This is a genomic window from Acinetobacter sp. 102 (genome assembly GCF_037028485.1).
Taxonomy (GTDB): Bacteria; Pseudomonadota; Gammaproteobacteria; order Pseudomonadales; family Moraxellaceae; genus Acinetobacter; species Acinetobacter higginsii.
Genome location: NZ_JAZEZK010000015.1, coordinates 17,987 through 39,095 on the forward strand (window position 1 = coordinate 17,987; position 21,109 = coordinate 39,095).

Annotated in this window: 20 protein-coding genes and 1 pseudogene; 16 read left to right on the plus strand and 5 right to left on the minus strand. The window is 41.5% G+C overall.

Annotated elements, in window-relative coordinates; all coding sequences use genetic code 11:
• Positions 1-58: 58 nt before the first annotated feature.
• Positions 59-1,183, minus strand: a complete 1,125-nt coding sequence (locus WA352_RS14960) for a linear amide C-N hydrolase (protein WP_243306991.1) — start codon at positions 1,181-1,183, stop codon at positions 59-61.
• A gap of 323 nt (positions 1,184-1,506) precedes the next feature.
• On the opposite strand from WA352_RS14960, the gene uraD reads away from it, so the two are divergent.
• From uraD to WA352_RS14985, 5 genes are all read left to right on the plus strand, one after another.
• Positions 1,507-2,007: a 2-oxo-4-hydroxy-4-carboxy-5-ureidoimidazoline decarboxylase gene (gene uraD, locus WA352_RS14965; RefSeq protein ID WP_033134691.1), complete on the plus strand. Its 501-nt coding sequence runs from the start codon at positions 1,507-1,509 to the stop codon at positions 2,005-2,007.
• The gene (gene uraH, locus WA352_RS14970; RefSeq protein WP_033134692.1) at positions 2,007-2,342 is read left to right on the plus strand and encodes a hydroxyisourate hydrolase; all 336 of its coding nucleotides are present in this window, start codon (positions 2,007-2,009) and stop codon (positions 2,340-2,342) included. Before uraD ends, uraH begins: the two co-directional genes overlap by 1 nt.
• A gap of 50 nt (positions 2,343-2,392) precedes the next feature.
• The gene (locus WA352_RS14975; protein WP_004654259.1) at positions 2,393-3,760 is read left to right on the plus strand and encodes a nucleobase:cation symporter-2 family protein; all 1,368 of its coding nucleotides are present in this window, start codon (positions 2,393-2,395) and stop codon (positions 3,758-3,760) included.
• A gap of 199 nt (positions 3,761-3,959) precedes the next feature.
• Positions 3,960-5,255 carry an OprD family outer membrane porin gene (locus WA352_RS14980; RefSeq protein WP_033134693.1) on the plus strand — a complete coding sequence of 432 codons (1,296 nt, stop codon included), beginning with the start codon at positions 3,960-3,962 and terminating at the stop codon, positions 5,253-5,255.
• Positions 5,256-5,272: 17 nt separating this feature from the next.
• Positions 5,273-6,646 (plus strand): 8-oxoguanine deaminase, encoded by a 1,374-nt coding sequence (locus WA352_RS14985; protein WP_033134694.1) that lies wholly within the window; start codon positions 5,273-5,275, stop codon positions 6,644-6,646.
• A 58-nt stretch (positions 6,647-6,704) separates the two neighbouring features.
• Here WA352_RS14985 and hpxO read toward each other — a convergent pair whose 3' ends face one another.
• A complete protein-coding gene (gene hpxO / locus WA352_RS14990; protein ID WP_033134695.1) occupies positions 6,705-7,862 on the minus strand; it encodes an FAD-dependent urate hydroxylase HpxO in 1,158 nt (385 codons plus the stop codon).
• A gap of 182 nt (positions 7,863-8,044) precedes the next feature.
• Positions 8,045-8,761, minus strand: coding sequence for a FadR/GntR family transcriptional regulator (locus WA352_RS14995; protein WP_033134696.1), 717 nt, complete (start codon positions 8,759-8,761; stop codon positions 8,045-8,047).
• A gap of 164 nt (positions 8,762-8,925) precedes the next feature.
• Between WA352_RS14995 and alc the strand changes: the two genes are divergently transcribed.
• The 5 genes from alc (at position 8,926) to WA352_RS15020 (ending at position 12,701) form a co-directional block, all read left to right on the plus strand.
• The gene (gene alc, locus WA352_RS15000) at positions 8,926-9,939 is read left to right on the plus strand and encodes an allantoicase (RefSeq protein ID WP_033134697.1); all 1,014 of its coding nucleotides are present in this window, start codon (positions 8,926-8,928) and stop codon (positions 9,937-9,939) included.
• A 198-nt stretch (positions 9,940-10,137) separates the two neighbouring features.
• On the plus strand, positions 10,138-10,674 hold the full coding sequence (locus tag WA352_RS15005) for an ureidoglycolate lyase (protein ID WP_005204576.1): 537 nt from the start codon (positions 10,138-10,140) through the stop codon (positions 10,672-10,674).
• Between the two features lie 259 nt (positions 10,675-10,933).
• Positions 10,934-11,422: a hypothetical protein gene (locus tag WA352_RS15010; RefSeq protein WP_005204574.1), complete on the plus strand. Its 489-nt coding sequence runs from the start codon at positions 10,934-10,936 to the stop codon at positions 11,420-11,422.
• A 133-nt stretch (positions 11,423-11,555) separates the two neighbouring features.
• On the plus strand, positions 11,556-12,038 hold the full coding sequence (gene imm9 / locus WA352_RS15015; RefSeq protein WP_005204572.1) for an Imm9 family immunity protein: 483 nt from the start codon (positions 11,556-11,558) through the stop codon (positions 12,036-12,038).
• A gap of 63 nt (positions 12,039-12,101) precedes the next feature.
• Complete coding sequence (locus WA352_RS15020) at positions 12,102-12,701, plus strand: hypothetical protein (RefSeq protein WP_033134698.1); 600 nt, start codon at positions 12,102-12,104, stop codon at positions 12,699-12,701.
• A 45-nt stretch (positions 12,702-12,746) separates the two neighbouring features.
• Here WA352_RS15020 and WA352_RS15025 read toward each other — a convergent pair.
• Positions 12,747-12,965, minus strand: a pseudogene (locus tag WA352_RS15025) (2OG-Fe(II) oxygenase family protein); the annotation flags it as partial.
• Positions 12,966-13,136: 171 nt separating this feature from the next.
• Between WA352_RS15025 and WA352_RS15030 the strand changes: the two are divergent.
• Complete coding sequence (locus WA352_RS15030; protein WP_033134700.1) at positions 13,137-13,907, plus strand: hypothetical protein; 771 nt, start codon at positions 13,137-13,139, stop codon at positions 13,905-13,907.
• A 72-nt stretch (positions 13,908-13,979) separates the two neighbouring features.
• Here WA352_RS15030 and WA352_RS15035 read toward each other — a convergent pair whose 3' ends face one another.
• The gene (locus WA352_RS15035) at positions 13,980-14,993 is read right to left on the minus strand and encodes an isopenicillin N synthase family dioxygenase (protein WP_033134707.1); all 1,014 of its coding nucleotides are present in this window, start codon (positions 14,991-14,993) and stop codon (positions 13,980-13,982) included.
• A 477-nt stretch (positions 14,994-15,470) separates the two neighbouring features.
• Here WA352_RS15035 and WA352_RS15040 point away from each other — a divergent pair, with 477 nt between their 5' ends.
• The 5 genes from WA352_RS15040 to WA352_RS15060 all read left to right on the plus strand — a co-directional run bounded on the left by WA352_RS15040 (position 15,471) and on the right by WA352_RS15060 (position 20,910).
• Positions 15,471-16,301, plus strand: a complete 831-nt coding sequence (locus WA352_RS15040; protein WP_277605247.1) for a DUF4240 domain-containing protein — start codon at positions 15,471-15,473, stop codon at positions 16,299-16,301.
• A gap of 492 nt (positions 16,302-16,793) precedes the next feature.
• Positions 16,794-17,786: an ABC transporter substrate-binding protein gene (locus WA352_RS15045; protein ID WP_033134702.1), complete on the plus strand. Its 993-nt coding sequence runs from the start codon at positions 16,794-16,796 to the stop codon at positions 17,784-17,786.
• Between the two features lie 64 nt (positions 17,787-17,850).
• Positions 17,851-18,672, plus strand: a complete 822-nt coding sequence (locus WA352_RS15050) for an ABC transporter ATP-binding protein (protein ID WP_033134703.1) — start codon at positions 17,851-17,853, stop codon at positions 18,670-18,672.
• Positions 18,665-19,459, plus strand: coding sequence for an ABC transporter permease (locus WA352_RS15055; protein WP_033134704.1), 795 nt, complete (start codon positions 18,665-18,667; stop codon positions 19,457-19,459). The genes WA352_RS15050 and WA352_RS15055 overlap by 8 nt, the downstream gene beginning before the upstream one ends.
• The gene (locus WA352_RS15060; RefSeq protein ID WP_033134705.1) at positions 19,456-20,910 is read left to right on the plus strand and encodes an amidohydrolase family protein; all 1,455 of its coding nucleotides are present in this window, start codon (positions 19,456-19,458) and stop codon (positions 20,908-20,910) included. Before WA352_RS15055 ends, WA352_RS15060 begins: the two co-directional genes overlap by 4 nt.
• Positions 20,911-21,109 lie beyond the last annotated feature (199 nt).

Sequence of the window (21,109 nt, forward strand, 5' to 3'; positions counted from 1 at the left end):
GAAATTGAAATAAACAAAACGGCAATCTTAGTGATTGCCATTTTTCATTGATTTAGTTTTAAGTTGCTGCAGTTAAAACAGGCATCTGTACAGCATCAGAAATCACAGCAAATTGTGGTTGAGCATTTTGTTCCAGTTGATAGTCTGAGAAGTTTACTTGCCAAAACCCTAAGCTTGCCGTTGTTGAAATATAGAAAACCTGATTGCTGTGATCACGAACGATTTCCCATTGAGTATAGTCACCTTTGATATTGCCGCTTTGATCAATACATTGTTCGCGTGTGACATAAATGCCTTTAATCACATTCATCACATGTGCAATCGCAGCAGTATTACTTGGGCGTTGAGTTTGGTTTAGCCAAGGAATTGAATAATTCAGGGTGAATGCTGTACGCAGGAATCGATCTGAAGGCAATGCGGAAGAAGAAAGTCCAATCGAACCACCACCATTGCCTGCTTTATTGACATTGAGCCCAATGATGGTTTGATTGTCAGTTTCAACATTGGTGACGCCCAGATAATTTTCTAAATTGGTACGATGCCATTCAATAAATGGGGTATTGGTCATGACACCAATATCGGTGTTGTCGGTAATTGACAATTGTCCATCACGAAATTCAAGTACCAGACTTGCCCCCGTTTTATCGTGAAACTGGAAATGAATCGGGATTAAATTTTTGAGCTCATCCGTGTGATTAAACTCGCTGTGCTCAGAAAACTGTAACGGATCCCAAAAATATAAAACTTCCCCCAGAGAGGTCGGCAGTCCTTGTTGAATGGCAGATAAATCCTTTTTTAAGGTTTCAACTGAGTTGTAGTTAGACGCAGCCCAGCCACAAATATCCAAAGCTGAAATGAGTTTAGCATTTGGTGGCGCGTCGGCTTTTTTCGGATAACGCGAAGGGGGTAACCAAAGTGCGGCTGCCGAAAATCCTTCTGTATTCATGGCATCACATAGTTTGGTATCAAGCAGATTTAAAGGGAGCTTAATCCCAATCCCCATAAAACCATATTTTGCAGTCCAGTGATAAGCTGATGTATTCGGACTTAAGCTATTAATTGCTTTTAAGGACGTTGCCAATGGGATTGCAGCCAGTTGCCAAGTAAATGTGGCGGCAAAATCCATAGTACGCCCAGAAATACGATAGCCTGTTGCTTGAGGTAAAATAAATTCGGTACACATATTATTTTCTCTTTTGATTATTAAAATAAATCATGATTTTTGGTTTTTATTTGATCTTAAATTATTATGTAAGTGCTTTAAATATATAAGATCGTTTGAGCCTTTAAAAAATAACAGAGAGTATTTTTATAGTCAAATTATTTTAAATTAAATAGTGGTGGTTTATTTTAAATTGATTTTTAAATATAAATAATTAATTAAGTTTAAAAAATAAAAATCAGCTCGGCAATCTTTTACTGTGAATTTTTATAGTTGGCATATTCATTGCTTAATTTATGATATCTGGTCTGACCAGTCAGACAATGCGTTAAATTGGAGCAGCGATGCAACTCGAAACATTCAATCAGCTAGATTCAGGTGAGGCCCAACGGGTTTTGCAAGGCTGTGTGCACATTCCCACTTGGATTTCTGAATTGCTACAGCAACGTCCTTACAGCTCTAAAGAACAGCTTTATAAAACAGCGCTTGCACAAGCCCAAACCTGGCAATGGCCTGAAATTTCTACGGCCTTGGCGCAACATCCACGTATTGGCGAGAAAAAAGCGGCAGCGGTGTTGTCTGAAAAAGAGCAGCAGTTTTCTCAGCAAGAACAAGGGCAGATCCAAACCGATGCAGTGCTGCAACTGGCACTTTATCAGGGCAATTTAGATTATGAGCACAAATTTGGGCATATCTATCTGATTCGTGCAGCAGGTCGTTCAGGGCAACAGATACTGTCTGAGCTGCAACGCAGACTCAAAAACACAGCAGAACAAGAGCAAGCCGAAGTGAAGCAGCAATTAGGGGAAATTGCACTGCTTCGTTTAAATCAGGAGATTCAATAATGGCGGGTATCAGCACACATATTTTAAATGCATCACTGGGTCAGCCTGCGTCAAAGGTTCTGGTGAAATTACTGCAGCAAGTGGATCAAGGCTATGTGTTATTAGATCAGCAACTTACCGATACCGATGGTCGTATTAAAACATTCAACATCGATGTATTTGTGCAGAGCAATTACCAATTAATTTTTGAAGTTGCCGATTATTTTCAAGCTTTGAATACCGAAAGTTTTTATCCACGTGTGTGTATTGATTTTAAGGTCGCTGATATTCAACAGCACTATCACGTGCCGTTATTAATCAGTCCGTTTTCATATTCAACCTATCGTGGCAGCTAAACCAACTCAAGCAATGTGGACATTATGAATTTAATTTGAGGAATTAACCCATGCAGCAAGACAACTTAGACCGTGAGGCTCACGGATCAGCAGAACATCAATATTTAGGCATGAACAAAAACCTCATTTATGGTTTGCAGCATGTCTTAACCATGTATGGCGGCATCATTGCACCACCGTTAATTATTGGCGCTGCGGCAGGTTTGCAAGCCTCGGAAATTGGATTGTTGGTAGCGGCTGCATTATTTGTTGGGGGAATTGCCACAGTTTTGCAAACCGTTGGTTTCAAGCATTTTGGGGCGAAATTGCCGATTGTTCAGGGTGTATCTTTTGCAGGGGTCGCCACCATTCTTGCTATTGTGACCACAGGTGGTGGTTTGGCATCGGCGTTTGGTGCAGTCATTGTGGCGTCGATTATTGGCCTGTTGCTCACCCCATTTTTTGCAAAAATCATCCGTTTTTTCCCACCAGTGGTGACGGGTTGTGTGATTACCATGATCGGTATTTCGCTGACGCCTGTGGCAATCCGCTGGATTATGGGCGGCAATCCTAAAGCTGAAAACTGGGGGGATCCAGCCAATGTCGGTTTGGCATTAATGACCTTAGCGATTGTGATTATTTTTAGTATGTTACGCAGCCAAATTTTGCGTCGGCTTGCAATTTTGATTGCGATTGTGTTGGGAACAATACTGGCTTATTTTGCAGGATTCACTGATTTTTCTAATGTGGGTTCAGGCTCTATCTTTGCTTTGCCGAGCTTTTTCCACTTCGGTTCTCCTGTCTTTGAGTTTTCTGCCATTCTTTCCATGGTGATTGTGACCTTGGTGGTGATGACGGAAACCACCGCAGATATTATTGCGATTGGTGAAATCGTGGGCAGCAAAGTCGATTCTAAACGGATTGGGGATGGCTTACGTGCAGATATGTTATCGAGTGCAATCTCACCGATCTTTGGTTCATTTATGCAAACGGCATTTGCACAGAATGTTGGACTGGTGGCGATAACTGGCATTAAGAGCCGATTCGTAGTGGCAACTGCTGGGGGAATTCTGATTGTTTTAGGTTTACTGCCGATTGTGGGGCGTTTAGTCGCATCCATTCCGATGCCGGTATTAGGTGGAGCGGGGATTGTCCTGTTTGGAACGGTCGCAGCCAGTGGAATTCGCACTTTAGCAAAAGTGGATTATAACGAGCATAAGAACCTGATTATTGTCGCGACCTCATTGGCGATTGGCATGATTCCGATTGTAAACCATGAGTTTTATGCACAATTCCCTGTTTCTGTGCAGATGTTATTACACTCTGGGATCAGTTCGACCTGTATTACTGCAATTCTACTCAACATCATTTTCAATCATCTTCCATTCACTAAAAAATCTGTGGAAGTGGCAAGCTTGCCCTTAAATTCAGGGCATTGATCATCACGGATTCAGAATTGAATATTCAAACTGAATCCTGCTTTTTACCTGCACATCGTTAGACGTCACTTATTCAATTTTGAATAGGTCTGGGGGAGTTTTGGCTTTAAAAAAGTGCAAAGCAAGATTTTTAAAGCATCAGCAGGTCGGTTTTAAACGTTTTAAATCAATTTTTAGATCCAAGATCTAGGGGATATCTATGCAAAAAATTCACTTAACATCGGTTGCTTTCGCAGTCGCTATGGGGACAACACTACCTGCATGGGCTGCCGATACCAGCTTAAATGCTTTATTTAATCTGCAACAAGATTGTCAGCCTCAGGACAATTCAATTGAATCGATTTCCGCTGTATTTGCCTGTGGTAGCGTGCATGGTGTGGTCAAGTCTACTTATTATTCACTCAATAATGGTTATTTTGTGAATAATTTAAATCAAGATACCACGGTGATTGGCGGCTATATCAAATATGAAACAGCGCCTTTTTATGGAGTGCAGGCAGGAATTGGCTATGATATTCAACGCCGATTAGATGAAAAAAACAAAAATGATGAAGTCTCTGAATTAAAAGAAGATCGTGATGGTTTAGCAGAAGCCTATCTGACGTGGAAAAATGATTTGGCTCGGGTGACCGTCGGGAATCAGCGTCTCAATTTGCCGTTTATGGGAGATTATGCGGACCGCCGTGTATTGATGTTCTTATATCAAGCTGCGGATGTACAGATCGGGAATAACAATGATTTCCTGCGCCTGACCAAAGTAAATAAATATAAAAGTTATGCGGAAGATGAGTTCACCAAAAGCTCACGTCAAAATTCAAAATTGCAAACCGATGGAGTTTGGTCGATTGGTGCTGGGAAACGCTTTGCACTAGCGGATGATAAGACCCTGAAAACACAACTGTGGTATCAGGATTATGATGATTATCTACGTTTGATCTATACCCAAGCGGATCTGGCATTTCCAAAATTGAATTATGCTCCTGAGTTTTCACTGCAATATATGTCTGGCAAGGATCAGGGCAAGGCACTTGCAGGCGAGGTCAATAGTCAGGTTTGGGGTGTCCAAGCTGCGTTGAAAGTTTTACCCGCTGCCACTTTGAAGCTGGCCTATAACTATATTAAGCCCGATCAAAACAGCTATTTAAATGGCGCGTTACTCATGCCTTATGCCAGTCAGACATCGTCTGGTGAAATTTTTGCACAACCTTTTTTTACCAGTACCCAAGATTTAGGTGCGGGCAATGCCTTGATGGTGTCTTTGGAGGGCAAACTGACAGATCAAGTGATTGCAGGAGCACGTTATTCATTTATGGATTTAAAAGAGGCTGAAAATCTCGCCAGTCGAAACCAATCTGAATACATGCTGTTCGGCATTTATAACTTCAAGGGTGCTTTGAAAGGTTTTAGTGTCAGTAATTTTGCAGGGATTCAGACTTCTCCACGCTATGACAAGAATTTCTTACAAAACCGTTTTGCACTGAGCTACAAATTTTAAAGGACGAGGTAATAATCATGATGGCCAGCTTAAATAGCCGTTCAAGAATCTGGATTAAACAACCACTTGCAATTTATACCGCGAATCAACTCGACGCGAGTAATGGCTTGGTAATTGAAAATAATAAAATCATCGAGGTCTTGGCAAAGGACCAGCAACCGAGTCTGCCATGTGATGACATATTCGATGCCAAAGATTTGGTGGTGATTCCTGGGTTGGTGAATAGCCATCATCATTTTTATCAAACCTTGACTCGGGCTTGGGCACCTGTGGTTAATCTACCTTTATTTCCATGGTTGGTTAATCTGTACCCGGTATGGGCACGTCTAAATCCAGAACAGTTACATGTGGCGACTCAAGTGGCTTTGGCCGAGTTGTTGTTATCGGGCTGTACCTTTGCTGCGGATCATCATTATTTATTCCCGCAACAATTGACCGATGCGATTGATATTCAAGTTAATGCCGCGCAGCAATTGGGAATGCGGGTGATGTTAACCCGTGGTTCGATGAGTCTCGGACAAGAACAGGGTGGTTTACCGCCACAGCATACTGTGCAAAGCATGGAGGTTATTTTAAGGGACAGTGAGCGCTTGGTGCAGAAATATCATCAACGGGGGGATAATGGCATGGTCAATATTGCTTTGGCCCCATGCTCACCCTTTTCGGTCACACAGGAGATTATGCGAGAAAGCGCGCAACTTGCCCAGACACTGGATGTTCGATTGCATACACACCTTGCCGAAACCTTGGATGAGGAAAGCTTTTGTCTGGAAAAGTTTGGTATGCGTACGGTGGATTATTTAGAACACGTGGGTTGGCTGAATGAACGGACTTGGTTGGCACATGGTATTCATTTTAATGCGGATGAAATTCAGCGTTTAGGGCAGGCGGGTGTAGGGATTTGTCATTGTCCCCATTCCAATATGCGCCTCGCCTCAGGGATTTGTCCAACTCTTGATTTAATGCAGGCAGGTGCCAAGGTCGGTTTGGGGGTTGATGGTTCTGCCTCTGGAGATGCTTCAAATTTAATTCTGGAAGTTCGTCAGGCCATGTATTTACAGCGTTTAAAATACGGTGCCGAAAGGATTACCCCTGAGTTGGCCTTGCATTGGGGAACCCATGGTTCTGCGCAACTATTAGGGCGTGGACAGCATTTAGGACAATTTGCACCTGATTATCAGGCCGATTTAGCCTGTTATAAACTCGATGAATTGAAATTCTCAGGTAGTCATGACCCGATTGCAGCCTTACTCTTGTGTGGTGCAGATAAAGCAGAACATGTGATGGTTGCAGGTCAGTGGCAAGTCAAACATGGCGAGATTCAGGGGCTTGATTTAGAGGAACTGAAAACGAAGCATCGTGCCGCAGCAAAAGCCTTATTGGCGGCTTAAGAAATCGTTGTTGATTTAACTCAAAAGGAGGGGGCTGATAAGTGCCCCCTTTAAGGATTTAATCCAGTGGATTGCCGATAATATTACTGATGATGCCTTGCATGATATGTGAACCTTGTTCTTGATACAGCGATTGATACCATTCTTCAGTCACTTGAGGATCTTTCATATGGGTGACATCGCAACGCTTACGTGCTCGGAGCACCATTTCCTTAGTGCGATCATTGCGCTTATTTTGATAACGTGCCAATGCATCCTCTAAACCAAAGGTATTGATTTGCAAGGCACGAGCAAGATAAATCGCATCTTCCATGGCTTGGCAGCCGCCTTGTCCGATATCTGGGGTGGTGCTATGCGCTGCATCACCGAGCAGCACCACACGTCCTTTATAAAAATCCATAAACGGTTCAATGTCATGAATTTCGACACGATTGGTTTTTTGCTCATCTAAAGCTCCAATCAGTTTTTGTACAGGCTCACACCAGCCGCTGAAATGGGATTTGAGGTCTTGCTTATATTGTTCACGTTGATTGGCCAGCCCAGCCGCTAACGGAACATCAAAGAAAAAATAAAAACGATTTTGGGCAACAGGCATCAGTGAGACACGTTTACCTTCACCGATATACGTCGTCCATTGCATGGCAGGTGCAATGGCTTCATCAATATCAACCAAACCATTCCAATTCACATAACCTGCATAGCGACGTTCAACCTGATAACCGAGGACAAATTTTCGGGTGAGCGAATGTGTGCCATCTGCACCAATCAGTAAATCGGCTGTAATTTGTGAGCCATCATGAAAATGAAGGGTGACATCATCTTGATGGCTTTCAATCGCCGTCATTTTCATGCCCAGTCTGATATCTTCCAGACCAAATTGCTGCATTAATAATTGTTGTAGATCTGCTCGGGCGACAGGGTAGGCACGTTGCCCGACTTCTTTATATAAAGGTGATAAGCTAAATTGGGTCATGGTTTGTTGGCTCAGTCCATCCACATAAGCCAAAGATTCCATTTGTCCACCAAGCGCCTGAATTTGATCGGTTAAGCCCAAATAGTTGAGGCACTTAACCCCATTTGACCAAAGTGAAATAGCGGCCCCAACAGGTAAGATTTCGGCAGCTTGTTCATAGATTGTGACCTGATGACCAAATTTTTTTAAAGCGATACCAGCAGTCAAACCGCCCATACCTGCACCTACAATCGCAATATTCATCGTTCAGACCCTAAATATATAAATAAGTTTCTAAACAGTTCTAAGCGAGAAGTGTGCCAATTTTAGCAACTGGTTTTACTGGTCATACCAGATAATTTGCTTTATTAAAAAGCAAAAATAGAAAGGTTGCATTGATGTGGTTCAAAGCATGGGGCAAAGTGGTGCAGATTTAATTTTCGTGCTTAGATTGAGCTGTTATGCCGAGAAAAGTACACACCCGCCCGTTGCGCAGCACCAATAATATGCGCTTGCATGGCTTTTTCAGCCGCAGCTGCATCTTGCTTAAATAAGGCTTGCAGAATTAATTCATGTTCTTGAATGGTTTTAAATGCCAGATTAGGTTGAACGAAAGGCAGGATCTGGCTTTTTTTAATCCATTCAGTATGCATTTTAAGTGTTTGAATAATTGATTGATTGTGACTAAGTTCAATAATGTGCCGATGAAAAGCATAATCAAATTCAGAGGCTGCTTGCCAGTTCTGCTGTTTGATTGCACTGGCAAGTGATTGGTAGTGTTGTTGGAGGGTCGACTTATCCTCTTCGGTTAAGTACTCACATGCAAGCAGGGCACAGAAACCTTCCAATACATAACGTAATTGATAGAAATCTTTAAGCGAAACACGGTGTTCGCCATCCCATTGTTCAGCGGCTTGGCTATGCTGTGAAATCACATAAACCCCTTTACCCGCCTTAATTTCCAACAATCCTAAAGCGGCAAGACGGGTTAATGCCTCACGTAAAGAAGCGCGGCTGATTCCCAACTGGAGGGCAAGATCACGTTGTGAGGGTAAGGCAGAACCAACTGCATAAGTATTTTGTTGAATGCGTTGATGAATCACTTCCACCGCTTGCTCAGTCACCTGAGAGGATTTTCCATTGAGCATAGCCTGTGGACTCATCAGTAACGCACCTTAAATATAAAAATAAACAGTTTGATTCTACACAAAATTTATCTTTTTGTTGGTGCTGTTGCTTAAAAATAGCTATATTTTTAACAACAGGTCAGACCAGTTGGACTGGATCTTGCATAATAGAATAGAAATGAAACCTTCAGGAATGATCAATGACAGTGCATGTTGCTAAAACCGTAGCTTTACCGACCCATTTGCAGGCATTAACCAATCTTGCTGATGCCAGAATTGGTGCAACTATCATAAGTTGTTCCGATGAGTTTTTTGCAGAAGCGGCAAGAATGTTGCAAAGCACACCCGCTCAATTCATTGAAGGAAAATATGATGACAATGGCAAATGGATGGATGGATGGGAAACGCGACGTAAGCGTGAGTCTGGTTATGATTGGTGTATTGTTCGTTTAGGTGTGACAGGGCTTGTATCTGGATTTGATATTGATACCTCATTTTTTACAGGCAATTATCCAGCCTCTGCTTCCGTTGAGGGCTGCTATGCGCCAGATAATCAATTGGAAGGTATTACTTGGACGACGTTATTAGAAAACTCAGTTTTATCTCCAGACCAGCATCATTTTTTCGACTGTGCCGCTCAGAAAATTACCCATATCCGCATTAATATTTTCCCTGATGGCGGTATTGCACGTTTAAGAGTGTATGGCCGTGTGCTGCTCGAAAATGTCGATACAACCCAGCAGATGGATTTGATTGGTTTGAAAAATGGCGGGCGTATTGTGGCCTTTAGCGATGCGCATTTCGGCCATCCGAATAATCTACTCAGTCCTGAGCGAGGCTTAAATATGGGCGATGGTTGGGAGACCAAACGTCGCCGTGCCCCTGGTTTTGATTGGTGCATTATTGCTTTGGGACAAACAGGCCAGATTGAAAAAATTGATGTAGATACCGCGTATTTTAAAGGGAATTTTCCTGCGTTTTGTTCGATTCAAGCTGCTTATATTGAAGATGCAACCGATGCGCAACTTATTCCGCAGAGTATGTTCTGGCCTTTTTTATTGGAACAGCAACCTTTGAGCATGGACAATATTCATGAGTATGTTGCAGAAGTGCTTCAACATCAAAAAGTGAATTATATCCGCGTCAATATGATTCCTGATGGCGGGATTAGTCGGATTCGTTTATGGGGGAAAGCGGCACTGGTTGCAAAATGATTTTTCAGGGATTTAAGGGGCGAAGCCCCTTAGCACACCCTCAAAAACCAATGGCGCAGCCATTGGTTTTTGAGCTTTTGATTTTAATTTGATTGCATAACCTGTAGTTATTTTTAAGCAAATAAAGCAACAGCGCAAAAGTTGTCTTGCGCGACAGTGTTGCTCACGCGATGCAACTGATCTAAAGAGAATCAACCTATGCATGAAAAAAATATTGAAATTCGGCCTTTAACTCAAGACAGTTTTGCTGATTTTGGGGATGTGATTGAAAAGAGCAACAAAGACTTTATTCCGATTAATCAGGGACTCACTGAACGCTATCACGCCTTATCTCTTGCACAGGTGTCAGGCGATCAGGTCGCGGTAGGGATGAGTATTTTTCATAATCTGTTTGCAACTCCCATTCCATTTCAGATTGAGATGTTGGAACGACATCCGTATGGTTCACAGTCTTTTATTCCATTACAGCAACAGAAGTTTATTGTTGTTGTGGCGTTGCCTTTTGATCAAACGCGACCTGATGAGCAACGGATTCAAGCTTTTATCAGCAATGGGCAGCAGGGAATTACCTACCATCAAGGGGTATGGCATCATCCTTTAATTACTTTGGAAGCAAATAGTGATTTTCTGGTCGTAGATCGCATTGGTGGTGGCAGTAATTGTGATGTCCATCATTTATCTCAACCGTGCTGGATCACTGAGGCTTTAGTACAGTCAGAGATCGTGAATTTGTAACCATTAAACCATGCTTTTATATTTTCTTTTAAATGGCCTATTCTGTTCAGTAATCTAGTGCATTCAGAAGCTTTTTTAGATTCTTTTCTTGATATAATTTTATTTCTTATAAGGTTTACGAAATAGAACCAGAAGATACCCTGCAAGAGAAGCCTTGTGTTCTTGATTGGAATATGAAGTAGTTTTTGAATCAAGAGTTTTGCCTGTTTTTATAAATCTTAATATTTGAAAGATATTGAATTGATGTCGAGCGATCATAATGAGTATTGATAAAAAGCAGTTCATTAAAGTTGCACAAGCACATTTAAAATCTATAGAACATCAATTAAACACAGAGTTAGCCATGTTGTCTAATCGATCATGGCATGACACAACAAAGTTCTTGCTTATAGAATACGATTCATCACAGTTTGATAGTCAGTTTTCTGTGAGCTTATGGGCGATGGATGAGTACGGTAATTCTATTAATTCTAATAAACATGACTTTCTAATTGATAATACGATTGCAATTCCTGTGGAGATATATGATTACGATAATTATGCTAATGATGAAGAATGGGATGAAGTTGATCCTTGGGCAACTGCGTCAACATTGATAGAACATTGGTTTGCGCAACAATGGAATAATCATCCATTAATAAATTTTCCCGCATATATCGGGCACCATGACAGTTACTTCAAAACTGAATTGTCGAATCTCATGCAGATAGATTGGGATGCTATTCTCAAACGTGCTCAGACCCGATAAAACTATTTTTAGAAAGGCGGACTTTTTTTTTCAAATTCGTATCGATTTGCGCTTAAGTACTCTTTTACCATGATAAAGAACAATTCAGATTTGAGCTATTACAGTTTACGATATACAAATTTATAGGGAAAAAATGCACAATTATCCGAAGATCAGAGTTCTTTCATACATTGGAGTGATGAAGCTGAATGATGTCGTAGATATAAATGCGATTGAGGCGTTGGCTAACAAATACATTGAGACACTCACGCCGTCGATAAACACTGAAGATTTGGGTGAGTGGCGACTCTTGATGTATTTGGTGTTTAACCACGGCGATGTTATTGGGCTTGGCAAGTGTTGCGTCACCTATCCGTCAGACAAAGAAAAAAGCTGGTCGATTGGCATTCCTGTTCCTGACCTGAAACAAGCCGCTTATGGTCTGGAAGAAAAACATTTCGTTCGTACTAGCGTTGATCGACGAGCCGAGTTCCATGACCCTGTTAATGCTAAATTCGCTGATTATTCCGATTTGCAGACGTGTCTAGCTACGAATGTCATTCGTGGTTTGGAGGCTGCTTTTTTGCGTGGCGTGACCATTGCAGGGAAACGCATTAAGCTTATACGACCAGTGTAGTAGTCGCTATGGTGGTAAAAGTTAATGCTTAAGGGTTAAATTGGCAAAGGATTGATAAATATTATGTTATCTACAGTTAATATATTAGTGCAATTTGTCGAAGGCCATATGGAAACGCGCTTATTCGAAGATGCTTTATACAATGATCCTGATATTGAAAAATTATTATCTGCTGAGCTAGCTCCACAATACGCACTTGCTGCCCACACGCTTTATCATTATTTGATCACTCTAAATTATCGCAATCCGATTGATGTGTTGAATGCCGAATCCGTGATTGTAAAATATTTAAAAGAACAACAAGGGATTAACGTGCGAGTGTCTAGTGGTAAGGCTGATATGGTTAAGCTTATTGCTGTAGTTCAACCAAAGTGGTTGGAACTTGATCCAAGTTATGTACAACAACTTATGCAAGAAGCCCCAGAAAAACTATCAAAAGATGAATTAAAAAAATGGCTACAATGCAGAATATTGGAACTCTTTCGCTATGCAAAGAAACCACCTAAATGGCTCCAAGCACCAGCTTGGCCGATAGGAGAGAAAAAACCATTAGTCTTTCTAGGGCAAATTACAATTCCAGATTATTTTCATGATGAGGCTGCTGCATACGTCTTCCACGATCCAGTAACTCAACAATGCCAAACCATAGTTCAAGTATGTTGACGACTAGATAGGGTTTGAAAATTACTTCAAACCCTATCTAAATAATCAGTATTTCCCTTTAAAATTCGCACTGATGCGTTGTTTTAGATATTCCTTCGCTGTAATTGCTGGATATTTCTTTTGTGGGCTTTCGATCAGCACATCTTCATTGGCTTGGCAGAAGAACGCCAGACTATAACGTGCTCCTTGGTATTCATCTGCTTCTGGATTTTTGACTCGGTGGAAATTAGAAGGTAATTGATCATCACTCCAATGCATCAGTACAGTCAGAGATTGTGAATCTCTGACTGTATAAATTTTATAAAAGAAGATATGTACTTTATAATATTGGAAGGTTGCTCATTTTAATTTAGAATTCTTGATTCTATGAATATTCGCATATCTTTATTATTTTCTAATTAAGATTTTTATATAAAACATAAATATTGATTTTCTATGTCAACAAAACGTTATGTAGCAAGAGAATTGCTTGAACAGCACACAAAGCAAAAGAAGCAAGAAAAATTAGAACAAAGACGTTTGGCGCTTGAACAACGAGCTAAAGAAAAAAGACAGGCGAAAATACATATTAGCCTTTTGATTATTGTATTTATTTTACCGTTATTTTTATTTCCAGCATATCCACGCAATCAGTGGCAGTATGAGATTTATCGTTATATCACAGAGCAGATGTTGATTACGGTAGGGACTAAAGGTCCATTGCCATTTTTTACTATTCTTTCAAGTATTTATTATACGATTGTAACCTCTGTTTTCGGAGGTTATTTGTGCTTCTTATTCATTAAGAGAGTCGGCGTGAGCAAGGCGTTTCAGGAAAAAATTTATAGTAAATTTTTTCAGGCCGAGTTTAAAGCATCGGAGAAATATCCATGGCTGGAGAAACCATTAATAAAAAAAACGATTGTTTCAGGTATATTTTTCTTATTCCTCTTAATCGGCATCCTACATTTTCTACATGATGAAATTTCCTTTCAGGATGGTAGCCGTAGAGGTGCACTCATCCAGTTAAGTTATAATTATCGAATTGGCGTAATTTTTTGGGAAGCATGTATTAGCACTATTACGATCTTTCCATTTTTCTATTTTGGTTTTTTATTCATTTATCTTGTTAACTATTTTTTCAGAGGTTTAGGTACGGGAAAAATCAATATTCCTCAAAAAGCGGTACCTAAAAGAACCAAGAAGAGATCACGGAAAAGATCATAAACGGAAAAAATAAATCGATATTTTTTAAGAGTAGACAGAGACGATTTACCTCTGTCTACAATGAATCAACGATTAGTATTTCCCTTTAAAATTCGCACTGATGCGTTGTTTTAAATATTCCTTGGCTGTAATTGCTGGATATTTCTTTTGTGGGCTTTCAATTAGCACATCTTCATTGGCTTGACAGAAGAAAGCGAGGCTATAACGTGCTCCTTGGTATTCATCTGCTTCTGGATTTTTGACTCGATGGAAATTAGAAGGTAATTGATCATCACTCCAACGCATTAACATATCGCCGATATTACAAGTGATCACATCATCTCGTGGTTCGATACTGGTCCATTGTTGTTGCTCCATATCTTTACCTGGGCACACTTGCAGACCACCTTGACCATTACGCTGAAACAATAAGGTTAAACAATCAAAATCGGTATGTGCGCCTGCACGCCATAGACCTAATTGATCTTTCAGAGCAGGATCAATAGCATAGTAATGCAACATTCTTAAAGTGCTTTGATAGCTGTCTTGTTCAGGATCATGAGCAAGGCTAAAAAAGTTATCTGCAAAACCCAGTTTATAAGCAAAACAGGAGAGTATTTTCATACCCACGTGCCAACACGCTTGTTCAAATTCAAGCATGGTATTTTTAAAGTCAGGCAGCTCTTGCTCGGTTGGATAAAGTCCATCCATACGTGGGCGAGTGATTTGGTAGGATTCTTTCTGGTCTGGGGTACTGGTTGATGGACGAACTTGAGCCTTACTTTCCCAACCTGCATTTCGATGAAGTGGGTAGCGTGCTTTGACCGGTTCAGGCAGATCAAAAAACTGTTGTGTCATGTCAAATGCAGTTTGAATCTGCTCAAGTGGAATACCATGATGCGAGACCTGAAAGAAACCAATATCAGTGGCAGCCGTCCAGAGTTGTTCCGCAATCTCATATTTACGTTGTTCAAAGTCAGATAAATCAATCACTCGGACTTCGCGTTCAAAGGTTTCTTGACCCAAAGCTCCCATACGAGCTTCTTTTTGCAGTTCTTCTAAGCTGTAGTCTTGTTCAGCTAATGTAGTCATATTGGCGCTATTCATATTTTCAACCTCATCTTTTGGATAAACCGTGACCCAATCAAATAGATTGAAAGAGACGGGGTCACATTCAAAAAAGAGCTGCACTTTTTCCATAAGACAAAGCTTATAAAAAAAGTGAGCTGATTTCTGAGCAATGACCCACATAGCAGTCGATGTGACTGACTATGCTGAACGCTTCTACTCTGACAGAAAGAATGAAGCACTTTTTGTGCCAGTTTATAAAGTGAAATAGGTCAATATGAGCAGAAACACTGCAATTTCTTGTGAAAATGTTGAAAATCAAACAACAGTGGACTTTAATCTGTCTAAAGATGGCGCTGAATTAAATGACTTTCAGAAGGGATGTTGTCATATGAGTAATTTATCTCACCGACGTCAGTGACCACTTATTGAATAACAGATTATTCTTGCTGAAGATTTTCGATTTTTACTCTCTTTTGATGGAATAAACTACCAATGACTACATTGCCCTCCCTTATGCCAGAGTCCAAGTTTTGGGCATTGATGACAAAAGTAGATCATCCATTACTGTTGTCAGGACAAGATGTTGCGAGCTTACTTCCACTCAAATCCACATTGAGCAATATGCATCCCGATGAGATTGTTGCCTTTGCGTTACGATTGACAGAGCGATTGGAGAAGTTGCTGATAGCATCGCGAGCAAGACGAGGCCCCTTTGGCGATGATGCGCTGCTTTATGCCGCCTGTTATGCGATTGCACGAGGACAGGCGTGGTTCGAGGCATCACTGCACTGGCCGAGGATATTCGACGATAGAGTTAATCCTGAGATGAATTGGTGTGAATCTCTGCTGTATGTGGGCGGGCAAGCTTGGAGTCTAGCGACTGGTGGCAAAAAGGATGATTTTCCTGTTTGGACGCTGGAAGATGGATTACGACCTTTTGTGAACAAGATGCCCATGAGTATAGAAAATCGTGCCTTAGCAACCGCCACATGGGAAAATTTTATCGTCTATGCCCACTTCGAGCAGCACCCCGCCATTGAGCGGACGGTAGAGTCTGACGCGGAAGTTCGAGTGACATTTACCGACTTGTTGGATGACTATTTTTGGTGCTTGTTGGACTTAGGTGATTACCTTGGCTTGGTCGATGAAATAGGTCAAAGCTTTCAGATACTGCACGATGCAAGCAAGAATCTATACTGGGCTGAGGTTCCGTACGAAGCTGAGCGAGCTTCTTATGGGCAAGAGTTTTCAAGAGAAGAGATATTGGCTTTGCTCAATCAATTACCAAGGTATTTCAGTACAGGGATGTTCAATTGCCCGCAAAAATTGGTCTGGGATGAATAAGGTTGTCGTAAATATTTAGGATACGATTTAAGTGATACAGGAAAAGAGGTAAATGATTCGGCTTATGCATCAAGCTAATTACTATCTTGGTCAATGAATTAACTCAATATAATTCTTTCACAAAAGATTTATTGAAACCTCAGCACCTCGAGAGTGCATCTGCACTTACTTAACGCACCATTAAACTGCATACAAAACCAAAGACTCAATGCAGTTGATTCATCTAAAAACAACTAAAAATAAATCCAACCTAGAAAATTACTATAAAAATCAAGATCAAATCAATCTTGGCACAGAGCTTGCTAAATCATGATTGAGTATAAGCGGTCAGTGTGTTGTGAACACACGGGACATTGCTCTACAGCGTTTGCTGTTCCTCTTTTGGGGACAAAGCCAATTGATTTGGTTTTGAGAGAAATGTGTAGCTTATACATTGATTGACCCCCTTAAAAGAATAGCAAGATGAATCCATACAGATTTAGGGGTCTTAATATGAATATTCAGCACTATGTGGGCAAAGGGCGACGTACTGTTATCTCGGGCGCGTTATTGGGACTAGGCACAGTTCTCAGCTCAACCAGTTTTGCAGCCGATAAACTGGTTTTACAAACCACTTGGTTTGCACAAGCCGAGCAAGGCGGATATTACCAAGCACTGGCACAAGGAATTTATAAAAAATACGGGCTTGATGTCGATATTAAAATCGGTGGGCCACAAGTCAATAACATGACCTTATTATTGTCAAAACGTGCCGACATTATTATTAATTATGACCTACAGGTCTTAAAAGGCATCGAAAGTAACTTTCCCATCAAAGCGGTAGCAGCACCATTCCAGTTTGATCCACAAGGCGTGCTCACTCACAGCGATGTAAAGTCTTTGGCCGATCTCAAAGGCAAAACCATTCTAGTCTCAACCAGCGGACAAGCAAGCTGGTGGCCTTGGTTAAAAGGCAAATATAAATTAGATGCTGCACAGGCACGCCCTTATACCTTCAATATGCAGCCATTCTTGGCAGGCAAAAATGTAGTACAGCAAGCCTATGCCACTTCAGAAGTCTTTCAGGCAAAAAAAGCAGAACCATCCAGTAATTTCTTTTTATTTGCTGATGCGGGTTATCCAGCCTATGGCGGCATTTTAGTGACTCGCAATGATGTGATTCAAAACAAACCTGATGTGCTGCGCCGTTTTGTCCAAGCTTCAATGGAGGGATGGAAAAACTATTTAGCAGACCCACATTTGGGCAATAGCATCATTAAAAAAGAAAATCCGAATATGAATGATGAATTACTGACTTTTGCAGTGGGGCAAATGCGCAAATTAAAATTGATTGATGGTGGAGATGCCAAGACCCAAGGCATTGGCGTGATGACGGATGCACGTTGGAAAGCAACGCGAGATTTTATGGTGAACTCAGGCTTACTCAAAGCTCAAACCAATTGGAAAGCTGCTTATACCACGCAATTTATTAAAGCTAGCAAATAATCTTAGCTCTAAATTATGGCTGAAGGGTTAACAAAATAGTGCATTCGCATCAAGGGGAAACCACATGAATTCTGCTTTATCAATTGAGATACCAATACAAGAATCTTCAACCTTTATCACGCCAATGATCATGGCTAGAGGGGTTGAAAAAACCTATCCCAATGGCACCAATGCCTTACAAAGACTGGATTTAAATATTGCACGCGGCGAGATTATTTCATTATTGGGACCATCAGGTTGCGGTAAAAGCACCTTGCTGAAAATGTTTGCCGATCTCGAGCAACCTTCTGCTGGATTAGTGCGCTGGAATGGTAAAGCTGATATTCAATCACAGTGCAAAATGGCCATGGTGTTTCAGGAAGCTACGCTGATGCCGTGGGCCAATATTGAGGACAATGTGCGTTTACCTTTGGACTTACAGCGTATTGCCAAATCAACCAGTACGCCCAAAGTCCAAGCTGCTTTAAAAGCCGTTGGTTTAGAAAAATTCAGCACAGCTTATCCACGTGAACTTTCAGGCGGCATGCAAATGCGTGCCTCATTGGCCAGAGCTTTAGTAACAGAACCTGATCTATTGTTGATGGATGAACCTTTTGGGGCATTGGATGAATTTACCCGCCATAAACTGGATAGTGATATCCGTCAATTATGGTCAGAACGAGATCTTACAGTGGTATTTGTTACGCATAGTATTTATGAAGCGGTGTATCTGTCTTCACGGGTCATTGTGATGGGTGCACGACCAGGACGCGTAGTGGCGGACCTGAATATTAAAGGGCCTTATCAACGCGATGAGTCTTTCCGAAGTTCAGACATCTTTATTCAACAATGTTCGCATCTATCGCAATTATTGGCTGAGGCAAGCGGAGGGCATGCTCATGATTAAACCATTGCTACAACATCCAACCGTACAACGTATTGCCGCTCCACTTGGGCTTGGTCTGATCTTTTTGTTGTTTTGGCAACTGAGTTTTCAACAACTGGAAGTCCCTGTTTATGTCGTGCCGAAGCCCAGTGATATTGTGATGGCGCTGATTAATCAGTCCAGTGTGCTATTCGGTAGTTTATGGGTAACTTTAAAAATCACCTTATTGGCTTTTGCTTGCGCTGTGATGATTGGCACATTGATCGCTTTTGTATTTGTACAAAGTCGTGTGCTCGAAGCTTGTTTTATGCCGTATGCCATTTTATTTCAGGTGACACCCATTGTTGCGATTGCTCCCTTGGTCATCATCTGGATTCAAAATACCACTTTGGCTTTGGTGGTGTGTGCCATGTTAGTCGCAGTTTTTCCGATACTGACCAACACCACTTTAGGTTTGCGTAGTGTCAATAAAGGTTTGCTCAATCTTTTCCAAATCAATAAAGCCAGTCGCTGGCAGATTTTGATGCGTTTACGTGTGCCGAATGCCTTGCCTTATTTCTTTGGTGGCTTACGAATTTCCTGTGGTTTGGCACTGATTGGCGCTGTGGTTTCCGAGTTTGTAGCAGGCGCGGGTGGTACTAGTGCAGGCTTGGCTTATCAAATCTTACAAGCAGGTTTTCAGTTGGATTTACCCTTGATGTTTGCTGCATTATTTCTGATTACGTGTACTGGTCTGGGCTTATTTGTTCTGATGTCTTTATTAAGCCAGTTCTTTTTAAGCAAATGGCATGAGAGTGAGCAGGTATGATTTCAAAGCAATTAAATCAAAGTTATTTAATTCAAAATGCCCATGCCATTTTGACAGGCTTAACTGGTGAAGCAGCACGCTGCTCATCCACTGATATCCGCATCCAATCAGGTAAAATTACTGAAATAGGGCGGTTAAGTGCTCAGCCGAATGAACAGGTTGTGAATGCTCAAGATTGTGTGATCTACCCAGCATGGGTAAATACTCATCACCATTTATTTCAGTCTTTATTAAAGGGCGAGCCACAAGGTTTAAATCAAAACCTGACCTCATGGCTTGCCAGTACGCCGTATCGGTTCCGTGGCGCATTTGATGAAAGCACTTTTCGGATTGCTGTACGTATTGGCTTGATTGAATTATTACGTTCAGGTTGTGCAACGGTAGCAGATCATCATTATTTATATTGGCCACAGATGCCGTTTGATGGTGCTGCAATTTTATTTGATGAAGCCGAAAAATTGGGCATGCGCTTTGTGCTGTGTCGTGGTGGTGCAACCTTAACGCGTGGTTTGGAAAGTGAGTTGCCTCAAGCCTTACGTCCTGAGAAATTTGAAGACTATATGGCGGATATTGAGCGTTTGGTGCAGCAATATCATCAGCCAGAATCAGATGCTTTTCGAAAAATCGTGATGGCACCGACTTCAACCTTGCATTCGACCACAGCTCAGCAATTACGGGAAAGCGCCAAAATTGCCAGACAATTGGGGATTCGGATGCATAGCCATTTATCTGAAACAGTGGATTATTTGGATGCAGCTAGAGCCAAGTTTGGCATGACCCCAGTCCAGTTCTGTGCCGAGCAGGATTGGATTGGCAGTGATGTCTGGTTTGCGCATTTAGTGAAATTATTACCCGAAGAAACTCAGTTGTTAGGTCAGACCAAAACAGGTATTGCGCATTGTCCTCAGAGTAATGCGCGTTTGGGTAGCGGTATTGCTGATCTTGTTGCTCTGGAACAGGCAGGGATGACCATTTCAATTGGGGTAGATGGCGCGGGTTCTAATGAAGCCGCAGATATGCTGTCTGAAACCCATGCTGCTTGGTTATTACAACGAGCCAGAAAGGGGATGTTGGCGACACCACAATATGAGGGTGGGCAATTTGAAGGTGGTGCAGATGCTGCCCGTATTGAGGATGTGATCCGTTGGGGAACAGTGGGTGGGGCCAAGATTTTAGGGCTTGATCAAGTCGGGACAATTGAGGTGGGGCAACAGGCTGACTTGGTCATTTATCAGTTAGATGATCCTCGTTATTTTGGCTTACATGATATGGCGATTGGGCCTGTGGCAAGTGGCGGACGCGCGCATATTAAAGCGATGTTTGTAGCAGGGAAAATGGTGATGGAAAATGATCAGATTCCTGATCTGGATATGATGGAGTTGGGTTGGCAAGCCAAGCAAGCGGTGAAGTTATTACAACAGCGGAGTGTAGAAATGGCAAAAATAGCCTAAGCTAAAGTTGAGATATCGTAGCAGGGGAAACTCATCGCATTTGCGGGCATCTTTAAGTATTCATTCAACTAAGTCCAGCGAGTAATAAAAAAACATCGGCATATCATCAGTTGCCAGATTGGAATCTATATAGACAAGATACAAGGTTTTATCGTTCATCAAATGCGTATTGCAATACTGAGCTATTGCAATACGCTTA